The sequence below is a fragment of the Alteromonas alvinellae genome, from assembly GCF_902705805.1.
The window spans coordinates 1-16,890 of sequence record NZ_CACSIH010000008.1; the positions used below are offsets into that span (position 1 = coordinate 1).

Sequence of the window (16,890 nt, forward strand, 5' to 3'; positions counted from 1 at the left end):
AATCCTGTCTCACCGACCATTATCTTTCTCTCCTCTTTATTCATTGCTCAATAAATTTGCATAAATTCCGTCTTTTTCGCTATTTAGGCTATTAGTTTCGCTATTTGGTCAAAATGCGTTCAAATGGTTGTTACAAACTTGTGTTTGCCTCTCGACTCTTGTGGTATGCGGCTGTATACTACCGCGTCTTTTTTTAACCAGTACGTTTGTTTCAGGTTGGCTTTTTGACACAACTTCGTGTCCTAACTTTGATTTTATAAACGTCGAATAACGACCTCTACCCCGGAGTGATATGCAATCAATGCATGACGGGAGAGGGGATTGAGAACAAAACGCCTATAGAGGCGTATAGTTGAGGTAACATAATGCAAGTTTCAGTCGAGACGACCCAGGGTTTAGAACGCCGTCTTACTATCACCGTTCCATCTGACACGGTTGATTCAGCAGTTAAGTCACGCCTACAGCAGTTGGCAAAAACACAACGCATCAACGGCTTCCGTCCAGGTAAAGTTCCTGTAAGCGTAATCAAAAAGCGTTTCGGCCAAGCTGTTCGCCAAGAAGTTGCTGGCGATGTTATGCAGCAAAACTTCTACCAAGCTGTGATTCAAGAAAAAATTCAGCCTGCTGGTATGCCGAAGTTTGAACTGACTAAAGACGAAGACGGTCAGGACCTAGAATTCACAGCATCTTTCGAAGTTTACCCAGAAGTAGAAGTGAAAGGTGTTAGCGATATCGAAATCGAAAAGCCAGTAGTAGAAATTACTGACGAAGATCTAGATAACATGATGGAAACACTTCAGAAGCAGCACGCAACTTGGAAAGAAGTTAAGCGTAAAGCGAAGAAAGACGACAAAGTTATCATCGACTTCGTTGGTTCTATCGACGGTGAAGAGTTTGAAGGTGGTAAAGCAGAAGACTTCGCTCTTGAGCTAGGTAAAGATCGCATGATCCCAGGTTTCGAAAAGCCACTTGTTGGCGCGAAAGCGGGTGAAGAAGTGACTATCGAAGTAACTTTCCCTGAAGACTACCACGCAGAAAACCTAAAAGGTAAAGATGCAGTTTTCCAAACTACCGTTAAGAAAGTAGAAGGCCTAAACCTTCCAAAAGTTGACGAAGAGTTTGCTAAGCTATTTGGTGTTGAAGAGGGCGGTGTTGACGCGCTTAAAGCAGAAGTTCGTAAGAACATGCAGCGTGAACTAAATCAAACGCTAAAAGCGCAAGTTAAAGAAGACGTTATTGCTAAGCTAGTTGAAGCTAACGAGATTGATATTCCTCAAGCGCTTATCGATCAAGAAGTGAACGCACTTCGCGAGCAAGCTAAACAACGTTTCAGCCAACAAGGCGGTGGTCAGAACCTTCCAGACCTACCTGCTGAATTGTTTACTGACAACGCTAAACGTCGCGTATCTATTGGCCTTCTTCTAGGTGAAGTGATCAAGCAGAACGAACTTAAAGCAGACGAAGCTAAAGTTAACGAGATGATCGAAACTGCTGCTTCAGCGTATGAAGATCCGCAAGAAGTTGTTGATTACTACAACAACAACCAAGAGCTTATGCAACAAATGCAAAACGTTGCACTAGAAGAACAAGCTATTGAGTGGGTTCTTGAGCAAGCAAAAGTTACCGAAGTAACTAAAGCTTTTGACGAGGTTATGAACAAACAGGCGTAATTTTTTACTGTCTGATTGACATTACTTGTCAGCAACTGCTTAAATGCTCGGAGCCTTCCGAGCATTTTTGTTTTTAACGCTAGATAATCAAGGTAGCTATGACTAATACCCCGTTTGACCCAATGAATGCACTTGTTCCTATGGTTGTTGAGCAAACCTCTAAAGGTGAGCGCTCATACGACATTTATTCTCGCCTATTGAAAGAAAACGTAATTTTCTTGGTAGGACAAGTTGAAGATCACATGGCCAACCTCATCGTTGCTCAAATGTTGTTCTTAGAAGCTGAAAACCCAGAGAAAGATATTTTCTTATACATTAACTCCCCAGGCGGTTCGGTAACTGCTGGCATGGCAATTTACGATACGATGAAGTTTATCAAGCCAGACGTGAGTACAGTATGTATGGGCCAAGCTGCAAGCATGGGCGCATTTCTACTATCTGCAGGAGCAAAAGGTAAGCGCTACTGTCTACCTAACTCGCGCGTAATGATTCACCAACCGCTTGGTGGCTTCCAAGGTCAGGCATCTGATTTTGAAATACACGCGAAAGAGATTCTGTCTATTAAAGAGAAATTGAATCGCCTTATGGCGGACCATACTGGTCAAGACTATGAAAAAGTCGCGCGTGACACAGACCGTGATAACTTCTTGAGTGCAACTGAGGCAAAAGAATATGGCCTTGTTGACCAAGTTTTAGCAAATCGATCTGACGTAGCCGCAACTAAGTAGTATAGTTATAGTAGACCTGAGCCAGTGCATAGCACGTTTTGGTTTTCGGCTCAGGCAAGGCAGAGGCAAAAGTAATGAGTGATAAGCAAAGCGGTGACGGTGATAACAAGCTACTGTACTGTTCGTTTTGTGGCAAAAGCCAACACGAAGTAAGAAAGTTAATAGCAGGCCCGTCGGTTTTCATTTGCGACGAGTGTGTTGAGTTATGTAACGATATCATTCGCGAAGAAATTAAGGAAATCGCGCCTAAGCAAAAGCAGGACGCTTTACCTAAACCAAGTGAAATTCACGCTCACCTAGACGATTACGTTATTGGGCAAGAACATGCAAAGAAGGTATTATCAGTAGCGGTGTATAACCACTACAAGCGCTTGCGCAATGGCGATGTTCACGAAGGCGTAGAACTTGGCAAAAGTAATATTTTGTTAATAGGACCTACTGGTAGTGGTAAAACGCTGCTAGCGGAAACCCTAGCGCGTTTACTCGACGTTCCATTTACCATGGCTGACGCAACCACGCTAACTGAAGCTGGCTACGTGGGCGAAGATGTTGAGAACATCATCCAAAAGTTACTGCAGAAGTGCGACTATGACGTTGAGAAAGCGCAGCGCGGAATTGTTTACATAGATGAAATCGATAAGATTTCTCGTAAGTCAGACAATCCATCTATTACTCGAGATGTATCGGGTGAAGGTGTTCAGCAAGCACTGCTTAAGTTAATCGAAGGTACGGTTGCGTCTGTTCCTCCGCAGGGTGGGCGTAAACATCCACAGCAGGAATTCTTGCAGGTTGATACCTCTAAGATATTGTTCATCTGTGGTGGTGCGTTTGCTGGTCTTGATAAAGTTATTGAGCAACGCGCACAAAAAGACACGGGTATTGGATTTGGTGCTACGGTTAAGTCGAAAGACAATAGCAAACAAATCAGTGAACTGTTTAAGCAAGTTGAGCCTGAAGACTTAGTGAAATATGGTTTGATACCAGAGTTCATTGGTCGTCTACCGGTTGTAACAAGCCTCGAAGAGTTGAATGAAGAAGCATTAATTCAAATTTTACGCGAGCCAAAGAATGCAATCACCAAGCAATATGGTGCACTGTTCTCAATGGAAGATGTAGAGCTAGAGTTCCGTGACGATGCACTTAATGCTATTGCTAAAAAGGCAATGGATCGTAAGACAGGTGCACGTGGTCTTCGCTCAATCGTTGAAGCGGTTTTGCTTGATACTATGTACGACCTTCCTTCAATGGAAGACGTGAGCAAAGTTGTTATTGATGAAACCGTTATTCGCGGTGAATCAAAACCTATCTTGATTTACGACAGCAATGAAAAGAAAGCCGCCTCTGAATAGTCGCTGTTTTCTATAAAAAAAGGTCCTCCGGGACCTTTTTTGTTTTTAGCGTGAAATACATATAATTTTTTGATTATCGAGTTGCTTGCCCGTTCGCTTACCTTGAAGCGGACGATATTTAAGCAATTAATGCGTCTCATGCTATCCTTTCTACTAGATTTTTGAGTTTACTGTTGCCATTCAAAGCAAAATCGATAATGGTTATATTAAGGTCAATAGGCCCTAGAGCAGGGAAGGTAAGGTTAAGGAATTAACGCACTTTAATAAGTTTCGATTGAACTTTGCTCTTGCATCCCCATATAAAAATGACATTTCAAACTAATTGAGAACAAGTATGACAGTTGAGCGTGAAAATCGCATTGAAATTCCTGTGCTTGCCTTGCGGGACGTGGTTGTTTACCCGCATATGGTCATACCCCTATTTGTTGGGCGTGAGAAATCAATTCGTTGTCTAGAAGCGGCAATGGATAATGACAAACAAATTTTTCTAGTAGCACAAAAAGACGCTGGCGTAGATGAGCCTGAAGCGGACGACATCTATACCGTCGGTACTATTGCTACTATTCTTCAACTTCTGAAACTACCTGACGGTACGGTGAAAGTGCTGGTAGAAGGTAGTGTACGCGGCGAAATTGAAAGCTATAAGCAATCAGAGCCGTTCTTTGTTGCTAATGTAGACAAACTAACTGATGAAGAGATTGATGAGAGCGAACAAGAAGTCTTGATTCGCTCAGCAGTTTCGCAGTTTGAAGGTTACGTGAAACTGAATAAGAAAATTCCACCAGAAGTGCTTACGTCACTAAATGGTATTGAAGACGCGGCCCGCTTGGCAGACACCATGGCTGCCCATATGCCACTTAAGCTTACTGAAAAGCAAAAAGTGTTAGAGATGCAGGGCGTTAATGAGCGTCTTGAATATCTGATGGCGCTGATGGAAGGCGAAATTGATTTGCTGCAGGTCGAAAAGAAAATTCGTACCCGCGTTAAAAAGCAAATGGAAAAGAGCCAGCGCGAGTACTACTTGAATGAGCAGATGAAGGCTATTCAGAAAGAGTTGGGTGAACTGGATGACGCACCTGACGAATTTGAAGCGTTATCTAAAAAGATAGCAGACGCTAAAATGCCTAAAGAAGCGGAAGATAAAGCGAAAGCTGAACTTCAAAAGCTTAAGATGATGTCACCAATGTCTGCAGAAGCTACCGTACTTCGAAGCTACATTGAATGGCTGACTAACGTGCCGTGGAACAAGCGCTCGCCGGTGAAGAAAGATCTTTCCCGCGCAGAAGGTGTGCTTAACGAAGACCACTACGGCCTTGAGAAAGTGAAAGAGCGCATTCTTGAGTATTTAGCCGTTCAGCAGCGTGTTAAGAAGCTAAAAGGCCCAATTCTGTGTCTTGTTGGCCCTCCAGGTGTAGGTAAAACTTCACTAGGCCAGTCAATTGCTAAAGCGACAGGTCGCAAATATGTGCGTATGGCACTAGGTGGCGTGCGTGACGAAGCTGAAATCCGTGGTCACCGTCGTACTTACATTGGTTCATTGCCAGGTAAGCTAGTTCAAAAAATGGCGAAAGTAGGGGTTAAAAACCCGCTCTTCCTACTTGATGAAATCGATAAGATGTCATCAGATATGCGAGGCGACCCAGCGTCAGCGCTGCTTGAAGTACTAGATCCAGAGCAAAACAATAGCTTTAGTGATCATTATCTGGAAGTCGACTACGACCTGTCCGACGTTATGTTCGTAGCCACCTCTAACAGCATGAATATTCCAGGCCCGTTACTTGACCGTATGGAAGTGATTCGTCTATCTGGCTACACAGAAGATGAAAAACTCAACATTGCAAAGAACCATTTAATTGGTAAGCAAATGGAACGCAATGGGCTTAAAGCGAAGGAGTTGGAAATTACCGATTCTGCCGTTATCGGTATGATTCGATACTATACCCGTGAAGCCGGGGTTCGTAGCTTAGAGCGCGAAGTATCGAAGGTATGCCGTAAAGCCGTGAAAGATATTTTGCTTAAGAAAAGCAAAGACAAAGTAGTCGTAACACAGGATAACCTTAAGGACTATCTTGGCGTTCAACGCTTTGACTACGGTAAAGCCGATAAAGACAATCAAATTGGCCAAGTTACAGGACTTGCTTGGACGCAGGTAGGTGGTGACTTACTGACCATTGAAACAACGTCGGTTCCGGGCAAAGGCAAAATGACATCAACGGGTTCGTTAGGTGATGTCATGCAAGAGTCTATTAAGGCTGCTATGACGGTGGTAAGAAGTCGTGCAGAAAAGCTTCGCATAAACGATGACTTCTATGAGAAACGTGATATTCACGTGCACGTACCTGAAGGTGCTACGCCGAAAGATGGCCCTAGCGCAGGTATTGCAATGTGCACTGCACTTGTCTCGTCACTTACGGGTAACCCTGTGAAGTGCGATGTAGCCATGACCGGTGAAATCACCCTACGTGGTGAGGTGCTTGCTATTGGTGGACTTAAAGAAAAGCTACTAGCAGCACATCGAGGCGGCATTAAAACTGTCGTTATTCCAAAAGATAACGAACGTGATCTGGAAGAAATACCAGATAACGTGAAAAAAGATTTATCAATTCACCCAGTTAAATGGATTGATGAAGTGCTTGATATTGCGCTTCAAGAGCCTGTTGAAAGCTTTGAAGTGGTTAAAAAATAACAGAATGTCTAAGCTGTACCCCTTTATTTTAAAGGCGTACAGCCACATTTTTTCTATAAATTTGCAATAATTGATTAAAAAGTGCGCATTAGGCAAAAGAAAAGCCCATTTTTTTAAAAATAGGGCTTTCATGTCGCAAAAGTTGTGTTACCTTTAAGTGGTATTCGCTTGAAGCCTTGCCACAAAAGGGATTGCAGCGATTCATTTAAAAAGTTAATTATTTGTGACTGAAGCTTGATGTTAACAATCAAGCTTGCTATAACGTCCAAGCAAAATCGTTTTGGACAAACAGTATAATAACAATCGAAGGGGATCTAATTGTGAACAAGTCTCAACTTATCGACCAAATCGCTGCTGGTGCAGACATTTCTAAAGCAGCTGCTGGCCGCGCTCTTGACGCATTCACTGACTCAGTAACTGCGGCGCTTAAAGACGGCGACCAAGTTGCACTAGTAGGCTTTGGTACTTTCTCAGTTCGCGAACGTTCAGCTCGCAGTGGCCGTAACCCACAAACTGGTGAGACTATTCAGATTTCAGCAGCGAAAGTTCCATCTTTCAAAGCTGGTAAAGCACTGAAAGACGCTTGTAACTAAGCAAAAAAATTATAGAAAAAGGCGATGGCTAGTCCATCGCCTTTTTTATTTCTAAAACAAAGAATTCAATATTGGGGTCAGAGTAATGACTCTGACCCCAATATTTTAAGAGTGGAAATAACCCGTTGAGGCATGCCGAGTTTTTTTCATGCCTACGCAGTATCTGGACTTAACGAAAGACAACACAAATAGTGTGTTTTGGCGTTTATATTCGGCGGCATTGGGTTATAATCAGCGCTTATTTTACCTCGCATTCACTAACTTGTGATGTTTTGAGGTAACGGTAGTAAGCAACGGAGTTGAAGAACAATCATGCTAGAAAGAATCAGAGAAGGTTCTCAAGGCCCATGGGCGATGGCGATTATCGCGCTTATCGTTTTAAGTTTCGTATTCGCAGGTGTAGGTAGCTACCTAACATCATCAGGTACTACTGCAGTAGCTACTGTAAACGGCGAAGAAATTTCGGCACAAGAACTAGAGCGTGCATATCAAAATCAGCGTGCACAAATGGAGTCACAATACGGCGAAAGCATCGCACAGCTTTTCTCTAGTGAGCAATACCTTGCAGATTTTAGAAGAAATGTATTGGACAGGCTGATTGCTGAAAAACTAATTCAGCAACAAGCGGCAGACATGGGTTTACGTGTAAGTGACGAGCAAATTCGCGAAACCATAGTACAAATGCCTGAGTTCCAGTTTGGTGGTCAGTTTGATAACGAACGTTTTCAAGCCATTCTTCGTCAAAACGGTTTTCAAGTAGCCGATTTCCGTGACTATCTGCGCGTTCAAATGACACAAAACCAGTTGGCTGCAGCGCTAACGAATTCTTCATTTGCGTTGGACGGTGAAGTACAGCAAGCGAATGCGCTACAGCGCCAAACTCGTGATGCGAAATACGTGCTAGTGAGCTCTGATGAATTTGCCGGCTCAATAGAAGTGACAGATGCGGATATAGAAGCTTTTTACAACAACAATATTGCCTCTTTCGATACGGACGAACAGGTCAAGCTTGCTTATGTGAAACTAAGTGTTGAAGACTTAAAAGGTCGCGTTTCTGTCGAAGAAGAAGCGGTTCGCACGTATTACGAAAATAACCTAGGAAGCTACGGCAAAGAAGAAGAGCGCCGTGTTTCTCATATTCTTATCGAAGCAGGTGATGATAAGGATGCTGCGAAAGCAAAAGCAGAATCATTAAAAGCAGAACTCGACAACGGTGCAGACTTTGCGGCCCTTGCTGAAGCAAATTCTGATGATACGTTCTCTGCTGAAAATGGCGGTGATCTAGATTTCATTACGCCAGAAATGATGGACCCAGCGTTTGATGAAGCAGCTTTTGCTTTACAAAATGTTGGCGATGTATCCGACGTAGTTGAAACCGAGTTTGGTTTTCACATCATCAAGTTGACAGACTTAAAAGAAGCACAAGTTAAATCTTTCGATGAAGTAGCGGGTGAGATACGCGATACGCTACTTTATGACGCGGCAATGGAAAAGTACTTTGAGCTTCAAAATACGTTAGCTGAAATTGCCTTTGAAGTACCTGACACGCTTGAAGACGCGGCTAATGCTGTAGATCTTCCTATACAAGAGTCTGTTCTTTTCAGTCGTAATACGGCACCTGCCGAACTAAGCTTCCCTGGCTTGCTAGATGTTGCTTTCTCTTCAGAGCTAGTTGAAGAAGGCCTAAACAGCGATATCATTGAGCTAGATGATGAAACGGTAGTAGTTGCGCGCGTTATTGAGCATGAACCTCAACGTACTCAGTCGCTAGATGAAGTTCGCGAAGGAATTGAAGCATCAGTAAAAGCGGAAAAAGCGAAAGAAGCTGCAGAAGCTTGGGCGTTTGATATCGCACAAAAAGTACGTGCCGGAGAAAGCGTTGAAAGTGAGCTAGCTGAAAAGTCTGTGTCTTGGGAAACAGCAGCTGCTGTTCCAAGAGCTGGCGGTACACTTGCACGTGCATTAGTTGACACGCTTTTCTCTCTTGCCCTTGAAGGCGAAGATAAAGTTGATGTTGCAACAACGGTAAACGGTGACGTTGCTGTTGTTATGCTTGAAAACGTTAACGCAGCACCAGAGCTTGAGAATGAGTTGGGTGAAAGCCTGAAGCAGCGTCTTGCTCAGGTACAAGGCCAGCGCGTTTATCAACAATATATTGATGCGCTTCGCGCAAATGCAGAAGTGACTATCTCACAGACCTTATAAGCACTGCTGCGTAAAAGCTGTCGCTGTAACTAGCAGTGACACCGGTAAATACTAAAAAGCCAGCCTCTTTCATAGATGCTGGCTTTTTTTATACAACACAGTGGTTGAGTGCTTGTTTGAAGTGCGTTAGTTCGTTAAGAACAGCATTAGTGTATAAAATGCCGCAATAACACCCGATAACACGAAAATGTACAGAAACCCTTGCTTGCCTTGCTCCAGAGTGTATTTATTGGCTTGTAAATAGCCAAACCAGAGTAGTGACAAAATAAGGGGTATTAAAACAATGATTTTTAACACAGTAATGCCTTTCTTTAAGTTATGTTCTAGTTATAACAACGCGCGTTGATTTAGACAAATCTTAACGAGCCAGTCCTAGTCGCCAGCTCACCCATTGTCGCCTTCCTTGTTGTCATCCTTTATTATTTTTAGCTTTAGGTTACCTTGTCCGCTGTCATGGCATTGTCGTAAATCTGTTATTGCCGTGTCACTTTACATTTGTGTAATAGACTCACGTTTCATAAAGGTTTCTTATGCATGTCAATTCAGCCTTTACCTTCCATAGCGCCCGCTCGCAGTATTTATTTTGCCGAAGTGCTTATGGCAAGAGCGTCGATTACCCCACAGGACGCTGGTTGCCAAAGTTACCTGATATACAAGCTCGAAAAGCTCGGTTTCGTATGTGAGAAACATTCAATAAATGGTGTAAGTAACCTTGTCGCTAGGTGGGGGCAGGGCCCTGTTCAATTTGCATTTAGCGGTCATACTGATGTTGTGCCCCCAGGTCCTCTTGATAAGTGGAAGTCACCGCCTTTTAGTCCTGTAATTAGCAAAAATAAATTATATGGACGTGGTGCTGCCGATATGAAAACAGGCATCGCAGCCATGCTAGCGGCAACAGAGCGAACCATTGCCTCGTTAGATAAGGAAAAGGTCTCTTTCTGGTGGCTAATTACCAGTGATGAAGAAGGGGAGGCAGAGTGGGGCTCTAAATGGATAGCTGAATATTTGGCATCTAAAAATGTCCAGCTTGATATGTGCCTAGTAGGTGAACCTTCTGCATCTGCATCAACCGGCGATACGATTAAGATTGGACGCAGAGGCTCACTTTCCGGCACTATTCATATTGCAGGAAAGCAAGGTCACGTGGCCTATCCAAAGGCAGCGGTAAATGCTATCCACAAAGCGAGTAACGTGATTAATGCGCTAACACAGTACCCGTTTGATAAGGGGAGTGATGATTTCCCTGGTACTACGCTTCAAATAACACATATGGACACGGGAAGCTTCACTGATAACATAGTGCCTGGTGCTGTTCGTATAGAGTTTAATGTCAGATATTCGTGGCAGTTTAATCAAAACAGTTTATCGGTATTGCTGCGCAGTATTATCAATAGCGTTGATACAAGAGCCGAAGTCAGCTTTTCAAGACACTGTGAAGCTTACTTGAGCAAGCCTAACAGTAATGCGGAGCACTGCCTAATTGCCTGCGTAGAAAAAGCGATAAAGGGCGCTACAGGTCGTTACCCTGTTATCAGTACATCTGGTGGTACTTCTGACGGGCGTTTCTTTGCTAGTGAGCACACACAAGTGGTTGAAGTGGGTGTGCCGAATACCACCATTCACCAAATAAACGAACACATTCATGTGTCTGATTTGCTCACGCTTGAAGATATTTATACCGACATTCTTAAGTATGTTGGCAAGCGATAACGACTTCTGAAATTTCCAGTAAAGTGGAAAGCCGTAGAATGAGAACGGGAGCGTTTGTCAGACGCTCCCCCTCCCTTCGTTTAGGCTGTGGCTTTAAGCTGAATATCGGTTAAATAGCGTTTGCGCTTTTTCTCAGTAAGCGTTTGCATATCAACCACCACCAGTCCGTCGATACAGTCGTTAAAATCTGGGTCGACATTAAAACCTAAAAATGCCACCCCGCCGTCTTTAGCCACTTCAGAATACTGCTTATACAGCGTTGGTACGTTTACGCCCATGTTAGCCAGTAAATGCTTTAGCTGCGTAAATTCTGTCTTGTAATCGTTACCTGTAAATTGATGTAACGCGTCGTTCGCCATTTGATAAGGTCGCTTGCAGGTCGCTTCGCCAAACTTGGCAGGGAAGTACGTGGAATAGAATTGTACCAATAAATCTTTAGCGGGTTCAGGGTAGGCATTACTGAGTGACACCGCACCAAACAGATAGCGATACTTTGGGTAACGGCTTAAAAATGCCCCGATACCAAACCACAAATAATCTAAACTACGCTTTCCCCAATAGCGAGGCTGGACAAAGCTTCGCCCAAGCTCTAAGCCTTCTTTGAAGAGTTTATCGTTGTCCTTACCGTAATTAAATAAGGTCGCAGAGTAGAGCCCGGTAGGGTGGTCTGGCGCTGTCAAAAGCTCAGCATCGCCAAAGCGGTAGGCACCCACAATTTCTAAATCGTTGTCATCCCAAAGTACAAGGTGATAATAGTGGGAGTCGTACTGATCGATGTCTCTACGCTTGTTGGTACCTTCGCCCACGGCTCGAAACGCCACTTCGCGCAGGCGGCCAATCTCTCGCATAATCGGTGAACAGCTTTTGTGTTGGTATAGGTAAATAGATTTTCCGTCGCCAGTTTCACCTAAATGTTCGCAGTCTCGCATAGCGCGGGCCAGTTCTTTTCTGTCTTCTGGCATGGCAATGGAAGCCTGTGTTTCAAATACGCCTTTCTTGTTACTGCCAATGCGATACAAGTGGCGCTTAAACAGCTTTACCTGTTCTTTTAGCGGTATATTGGTTTGCTGGTACGCTTCAAACGGAATAGGTTCACCAATGCGCATAGGTAAATGCTTCTTACGCTGTTTGAACATCTCTTTCACGAGCAGCGCGGTGGCTAATGGCTTGTATACCATGGACACGCCGTAAAAGAGTGGGCTATTTTTCGCGTCTATATAAACCGGCAATATCGGCGACTTTGCCTGCCTTGCAATGCGTAAAAAACCTGTGTGCCATCTGGTGTCGCGAACACCTTGTGGGCGTAATCGAGAAACTTCACCGGCAGGAAAAATCAGTATGGCGCCGTCGCTGTTAAGGTGTTTTTGAATTGCCGATAAATGCTGTTTTGGTGTGCCTCCCTGCATATTGTTTACAGGTAACAGCATATCGTGAAGCGGTTCAATGGCCATAAGCATTTCATTGGCGACCACTTTCAAGTCGTGACGTACTTCACTAACCAGCTTTATAAGCGCAAGTGCGTCGAGTGAGCCAATCGGATGGTTAGCAATAATCACCACTCTACCTTCACTTGGAATGCGCTCTTTTTCTACATCGCGCGTGGAGTAGCTGATATTAAAATATTCCAGCACTTGCTCTACGAAATCGATATCTTCGTAATGCGGATAGGCTTCACCAAATTCAGTAATTTCACGTTCGTGAAGAAGGTGCCTTAAGACGAATGACAGCGACTTAAATAGAATGGGGTTGTTCGCTACTTGAGGATAATGCTTGTTCAGTACGTCATTTACAGTAAACATAGAACCTGTTTCTCTTCCGGTTTTGGCGAACAATAGCAGGGCAATGTGACGCTTTTCACACAGTTTCATGGCAGTTATTTGACAGTGTTAAAAAGTTGTAACTATGACCTGTTAACCTATGATATGAGGCACAGGTCAGCAGCCCCTAACCTTGATGGATGGGTTTGGAATTCACCTGTTGCTTGGTGAATTGCAAGAGTCAGGGGCCGTTACAGCCCCATTTGTGTAATGCCAGCTATGCCGCTTCTGAGCGAGAGGTTTTGGTTGTAATTGGTGTTACGGTGGCTGACTCTAGTGAATCAAGGTAATGAATAAGAGATAAGTTACCGTTCACGTCTTCTGACAGTGCACTGCAGTTTTCTATCCAGTCCCCATCATTAATGTAGTGAATGCCGTTTTCAAAGCTGCTTTCAGGGTGATGAATATGGCCACACACAACACCGTCGAGCCCCATTTCATCGGCGCGCCTGCAGCATGCTTCTCGATAACGGGCGATGGCTTCATTCGCTCCCTTAATGTGTTTTTTAATATAGCCCGCAAGTGACCAATATTCTCGCTTGCGCCACGCGCGTAGGCGATTGAACTCTCTATTTAGAAAAAGCAAAAGGTCGTAACCTTTATCGCCAATCCACGCATGGAATTTGCCCATAGTTACATCGCCATCGAACTGATCGCCATGTAAGACTAAATAACGCTTCCCTTTTGCTGTGGTGTGAACCAACTCTCGCTCTATTTCTATATCACCGAAGGCCATACCAGAATAAGACTGAATTGGTTCATCGTGGTTGCCGGGCAGGTACACCACACGGGTGCCGTCTTGGCTCATTTGCATGAATTTGTGCATGACTTGATTGTGCGCCTGTGGCCAGCGAAATTGCTTGGTCATTTGCCACATGTCAACGATATCTCCCACCAAATAGAGGGTGTCTACAGTGATGCTATTAAGAAAGGAAAGTAAGTATTCAGCTTTGCAGTCGCGATTTCCTAAATGGATATCAGAAAGCCAAAGTGTTCGATAGTGTGTCTTTTTCATAGCGGTTTCCCAAAGCGATGCCTTGGATCGTCACTATAGGTTTGCAAATTGACACTACCGTGACGCTTGCTTGACCATTGTGTTACAGCAACATAAATACGCGCTATAACTCCAACTTGTTCGACACTTCTAAAAGCTTATTCCGCATCCATACATTCACTAAATCCTCATCGGCGTGTTTGTGCCAGTACATGTGTACGGGGAGTGGGGGGACGTCAAATGGAAGGGGCAGAATTTCGATATCGAATTTATTACTGAATTGTTGGGCGAATCGCGTTGGCATGGTCAGCAAAAGATCGCATTGGCTCACTACGTTAACAGCGGCAAAGTAGTGTTCGCACTGCAACGCGATGTTGCGATGCAAATTGTGCTGAGCAAGGGCTAGATCTACTGTATCCAATTTAGAGTCTTTTAAAGACACAAGCGCATGCTGTGCAACTGAGTAGCTTTTGATACTCGGGTTATCTACGTAGCTATTGCTAGGCGCGCATACCACGACAAACGTTTCTTCGCAGATAAAATGAGAGCGAATGTCACGGCTGGTGGGAACTAACGCGTCAATTACGATATCAAGCTCTTTAGCGGCTAACGCGGGAGCAAGCTCGGGCCAGGTAACCTGTCTGCTATTCACCGTGATATTGGGAGTATGTTTAACAAGCTCAGGAATAAGCTCGGGAAAAAATATAGATTCTAAAATATCTCGTAAACCAAGGTTTATCTGACGAGATTTATCACTTATATCAAAGCTCACTTCGCCTTTTAACGTGCTTTCAAGGGTTTCTATTGATTTCACAACCGATGCAATAATGCCTTGGCAAAATGGGGTAGGCACGACTTGTCGTCCATGACGAATAAACAGCGGGTCATCAAATTTCTCTCGCAGACGACCTAAGGCGTGACTCACCGCAGGCTGAGTAATATGCAGTGCGTTGGCGGCTTTCGTAATACTGCCATGATCGTAGACCGCGCGCAGCACAACAAACAAATTTAGGTCTAATTTTCCATGCATATCATTTATGGGTTTCCATAATAAGGCATCATTTTTATTTATTATTAAACAGGGTACACTGGCTTAAATGTTAATAAAAGGTTTCTTTTATAGAGGCTTCTTTTGTAAGGGGCGTGTGCATGCAGGCATCTGTACTTACCGAGGTGTTGTTACCTCTAGCGTTGGCATTTGTTATGTTTGGTATGGGGCTAACGCTAACCCTTGCTGATTTTGCCCGACTACTTAAAGCACCTAAAGCCGTAATAACGGGTTTTATAGGGCAAATTATATTGCTGCCTCTGTTAGCGCTAGGACTGTGCTTTGTTTTTGGTCTACCCGATTATATTGCGGTTGGAGTCATGGTTTTAGCGGCATGCCCAGGCGGCACGACCAGTAATTTAATCAGCCACATCGCAAAAGCAAATCTGGCCCTTTCAGTAAGCTTAACCGCTATTTCTACCATCGCTTGTGTTTTCTCAACGCCCTTTATCATTCAATTTGCTCTTGATTACTTTGTAAAAGAAAACGCGCCAGACTTTTCTATTATTCAAACAGTGATCGGGCTGGTTGGTATATCAATTGTACCGGTTATTTTAGGCATGACCATTCGTCGCGTTAACAGCAGGTTTGCTACTAAAACTGAAAGCTTCTTCCGGCAGTTTTCCATGTACTTCATGTTGCTCATGATTGTGGGCGTGCTGGTTTCAGAAAGAAACAATTTAGCCGCGTCCTTTGAAAGCGCGTTTTTGGCTTGCTTAACGTTAAATTTATTATCGGTATTGTTAGGGCTCGGGCTTGCAAAGCTTTCAAACCTAGCATTTAAAGACTCGCTCACGCTGGCCATTGAAATAGGCGTGCAAAACGCGGCGCTTGCAATGCTGATATGTATTACCTTTTTAGATTCGCCTGATTACGCGATTGCACCTGGTGTATATGGCGTAGCAATGTACATCGGGCCAACACTATTGGCCCTGTGGGCAAAACGAAAAATGCGTAACGAACAGCCTTCAGCGCCGCTGCATAAGACGGGATCAGTTTGACTGATAAGGCGGTCAATTAGAGAGAATAGTGAAGTACTGATTAGCGCTTAGCACAATAAAGCGCAACTCAACATAAACGCCGATACGAGAATAATGAAACAAGAACAGTTAGGAAACACATCATGCGCGTATTGATTACCGGTGGCGCGACCGGCTTAGGTCAGGCCATTGCCCTTAAGTGGGCGGAAAAGTGGGCAGGCAAAGACGAGGGGTTAGATATTTGCATTGCCGATATTAACCAAGAAAGAGGCGATGAAACAGTAAATACGCTATCCGCCCAAGGTGCTAATGCGTTTTACATCCATTGCGATATAACCTCTGAAAATGATGTTCAAACGTTAGCGAACACCTTGGAAACTCGCTGGGGCGGTGTTGACACTGTGTTTAACAATGCGGGTGTTGCTTCTGGTGGCAGCCTTTTAGATGAGAGCATTGAGCAGTGGCAGTGGGTGTTTGATATTAATGTGTTAGGCATGGTGAGAGTCAATCGTGCCCTCTTACCGTTAATGCGAGAGCAAGGCGGTGGCTATTTCATTAATATTGCATCTCAAGCGGGGCTAACGCCTATTCCTTATATGGGAAGTTATAACGCGGTTAAAGCTGCAGTCGTGTCGTTTTCTGAAACCATGAAGTTGGAATTAGCACCTGACAATATTGACGTTAGTGTAGTTTGTCCAAGCTTCTTCAAAACGAATTTAGATGAGTCGATGCGAAGCAGCAACCCAGCGTCGCACAAAATGCTCAATAAGTTCTTTGCCAAAGCAGACATGACGAAAGAAGACGTGGCTGAGTCCATATTTCAGCAAGTCGATAAAAAGCAGTTTCTTATTCTTACCCATAAACTGGGTAAACGCGCTTTCCTGTTAAAGAAGCTGCTGCCAACCCAGCGTTATATCAAAAATATGCTCAATCAAACGAAGATGATGAAGCGTGCAATGGAAAAGCAAATTTAAAGCAAATTTAAAGCAAAATTAGGTAAAACGGAAACGCGCTCACCTGTGTTTGTCGCCAAGCTGTCCGAAGATAATTGTTGAGCTGCACTTGTGTTGGCACAAACCGAAAGCTTGGGGGCGTTGAGCAAAAGATTGT

At 44.0% G+C, this 16,890-nt stretch carries 12 protein-coding genes; 9 read left to right on the top strand and 3 right to left on the bottom strand.

Annotated elements, in window-relative coordinates:
• The first annotated feature begins 365 nt into the window (after nucleotides 1–365).
• The 7 genes from tig (at nucleotide 366) to dapE (ending at nucleotide 10,941) form a co-directional block, all read left to right on the top strand.
• Entirely contained in the window at nucleotides 366–1,670 is a 1,305-nt protein-coding gene (tig, locus tag ACX5KA_RS00045; RefSeq protein WP_187446158.1) for a trigger factor, read from the top strand.
• A gap of 98 nt (nucleotides 1,671–1,768) precedes the next feature.
• On the top strand, nucleotides 1,769–2,398 hold the full coding sequence (gene clpP / locus ACX5KA_RS00050) for an ATP-dependent Clp endopeptidase proteolytic subunit ClpP (RefSeq protein ID WP_014950147.1): 630 nt from the start codon (nucleotides 1,769–1,771) through the stop codon (nucleotides 2,396–2,398).
• Nucleotides 2,399–2,472: 74 nt separating this feature from the next.
• On the top strand, nucleotides 2,473–3,747 hold the full coding sequence (gene clpX, locus ACX5KA_RS00055) for an ATP-dependent protease ATP-binding subunit ClpX (RefSeq protein WP_014950146.1): 1,275 nt from the start codon (nucleotides 2,473–2,475) through the stop codon (nucleotides 3,745–3,747).
• A 334-nt stretch (nucleotides 3,748–4,081) separates the two neighbouring features.
• Nucleotides 4,082–6,433 carry an endopeptidase La gene (gene lon / locus ACX5KA_RS00060; RefSeq protein WP_039216913.1) on the top strand — a complete coding sequence of 784 codons (2,352 nt, stop codon included), beginning with the start codon at nucleotides 4,082–4,084 and terminating at the stop codon, nucleotides 6,431–6,433.
• Nucleotides 6,434–6,753: 320 nt separating this feature from the next.
• Nucleotides 6,754–7,026: a nucleoid-associated protein HU-beta gene (hupB, locus tag ACX5KA_RS00065; RefSeq protein WP_012518978.1), complete on the top strand. Its 273-nt coding sequence runs from the start codon at nucleotides 6,754–6,756 to the stop codon at nucleotides 7,024–7,026.
• A gap of 312 nt (nucleotides 7,027–7,338) precedes the next feature.
• The gene (locus ACX5KA_RS00070) at nucleotides 7,339–9,231 is read left to right on the top strand and encodes a SurA N-terminal domain-containing protein (RefSeq protein ID WP_039216929.1); all 1,893 of its coding nucleotides are present in this window, start codon (nucleotides 7,339–7,341) and stop codon (nucleotides 9,229–9,231) included.
• A gap of 534 nt (nucleotides 9,232–9,765) precedes the next feature.
• Nucleotides 9,766–10,941 (top strand): succinyl-diaminopimelate desuccinylase, encoded by a 1,176-nt coding sequence (gene dapE / locus ACX5KA_RS00075; RefSeq protein ID WP_458730164.1) that lies wholly within the window; start codon nucleotides 9,766–9,768, stop codon nucleotides 10,939–10,941.
• Between the two features lie 80 nt (nucleotides 10,942–11,021).
• Here the strand turns inward: dapE and ACX5KA_RS00080 are convergent, their stop codons facing one another.
• The 3 genes from ACX5KA_RS00080 to ACX5KA_RS00090 all read right to left on the bottom strand — a co-directional run bounded on the left by ACX5KA_RS00080 (nucleotide 11,022) and on the right by ACX5KA_RS00090 (nucleotide 14,782).
• Nucleotides 11,022–12,809, bottom strand: a complete 1,788-nt coding sequence (locus ACX5KA_RS00080) for a bifunctional ornithine lipid synthase OlsF (RefSeq protein WP_240485719.1) — start codon at nucleotides 12,807–12,809, stop codon at nucleotides 11,022–11,024.
• Between the two features lie 166 nt (nucleotides 12,810–12,975).
• Nucleotides 12,976–13,773, bottom strand: a complete 798-nt coding sequence (locus tag ACX5KA_RS00085) for a UDP-2,3-diacylglucosamine diphosphatase (RefSeq protein WP_039216933.1) — start codon at nucleotides 13,771–13,773, stop codon at nucleotides 12,976–12,978.
• Nucleotides 13,774–13,876: 103 nt separating this feature from the next.
• Nucleotides 13,877–14,782: a LysR family transcriptional regulator gene (locus ACX5KA_RS00090; protein WP_039216936.1), complete on the bottom strand. Its 906-nt coding sequence runs from the start codon at nucleotides 14,780–14,782 to the stop codon at nucleotides 13,877–13,879.
• A gap of 119 nt (nucleotides 14,783–14,901) precedes the next feature.
• Between ACX5KA_RS00090 and ACX5KA_RS00095 the strand changes: the two genes are divergently transcribed.
• Together ACX5KA_RS00095 and ACX5KA_RS00100 are read left to right on the top strand one after the other, a co-directional pair.
• On the top strand, nucleotides 14,902–15,801 hold the full coding sequence (locus ACX5KA_RS00095) for a bile acid:sodium symporter family protein (RefSeq protein ID WP_039216939.1): 900 nt from the start codon (nucleotides 14,902–14,904) through the stop codon (nucleotides 15,799–15,801).
• Between the two features lie 122 nt (nucleotides 15,802–15,923).
• Entirely contained in the window at nucleotides 15,924–16,754 is an 831-nt protein-coding gene (locus ACX5KA_RS00100) for an SDR family oxidoreductase (RefSeq protein WP_458730165.1), read from the top strand.
• Nucleotides 16,755–16,890: the final 136 nt, after the last annotated feature.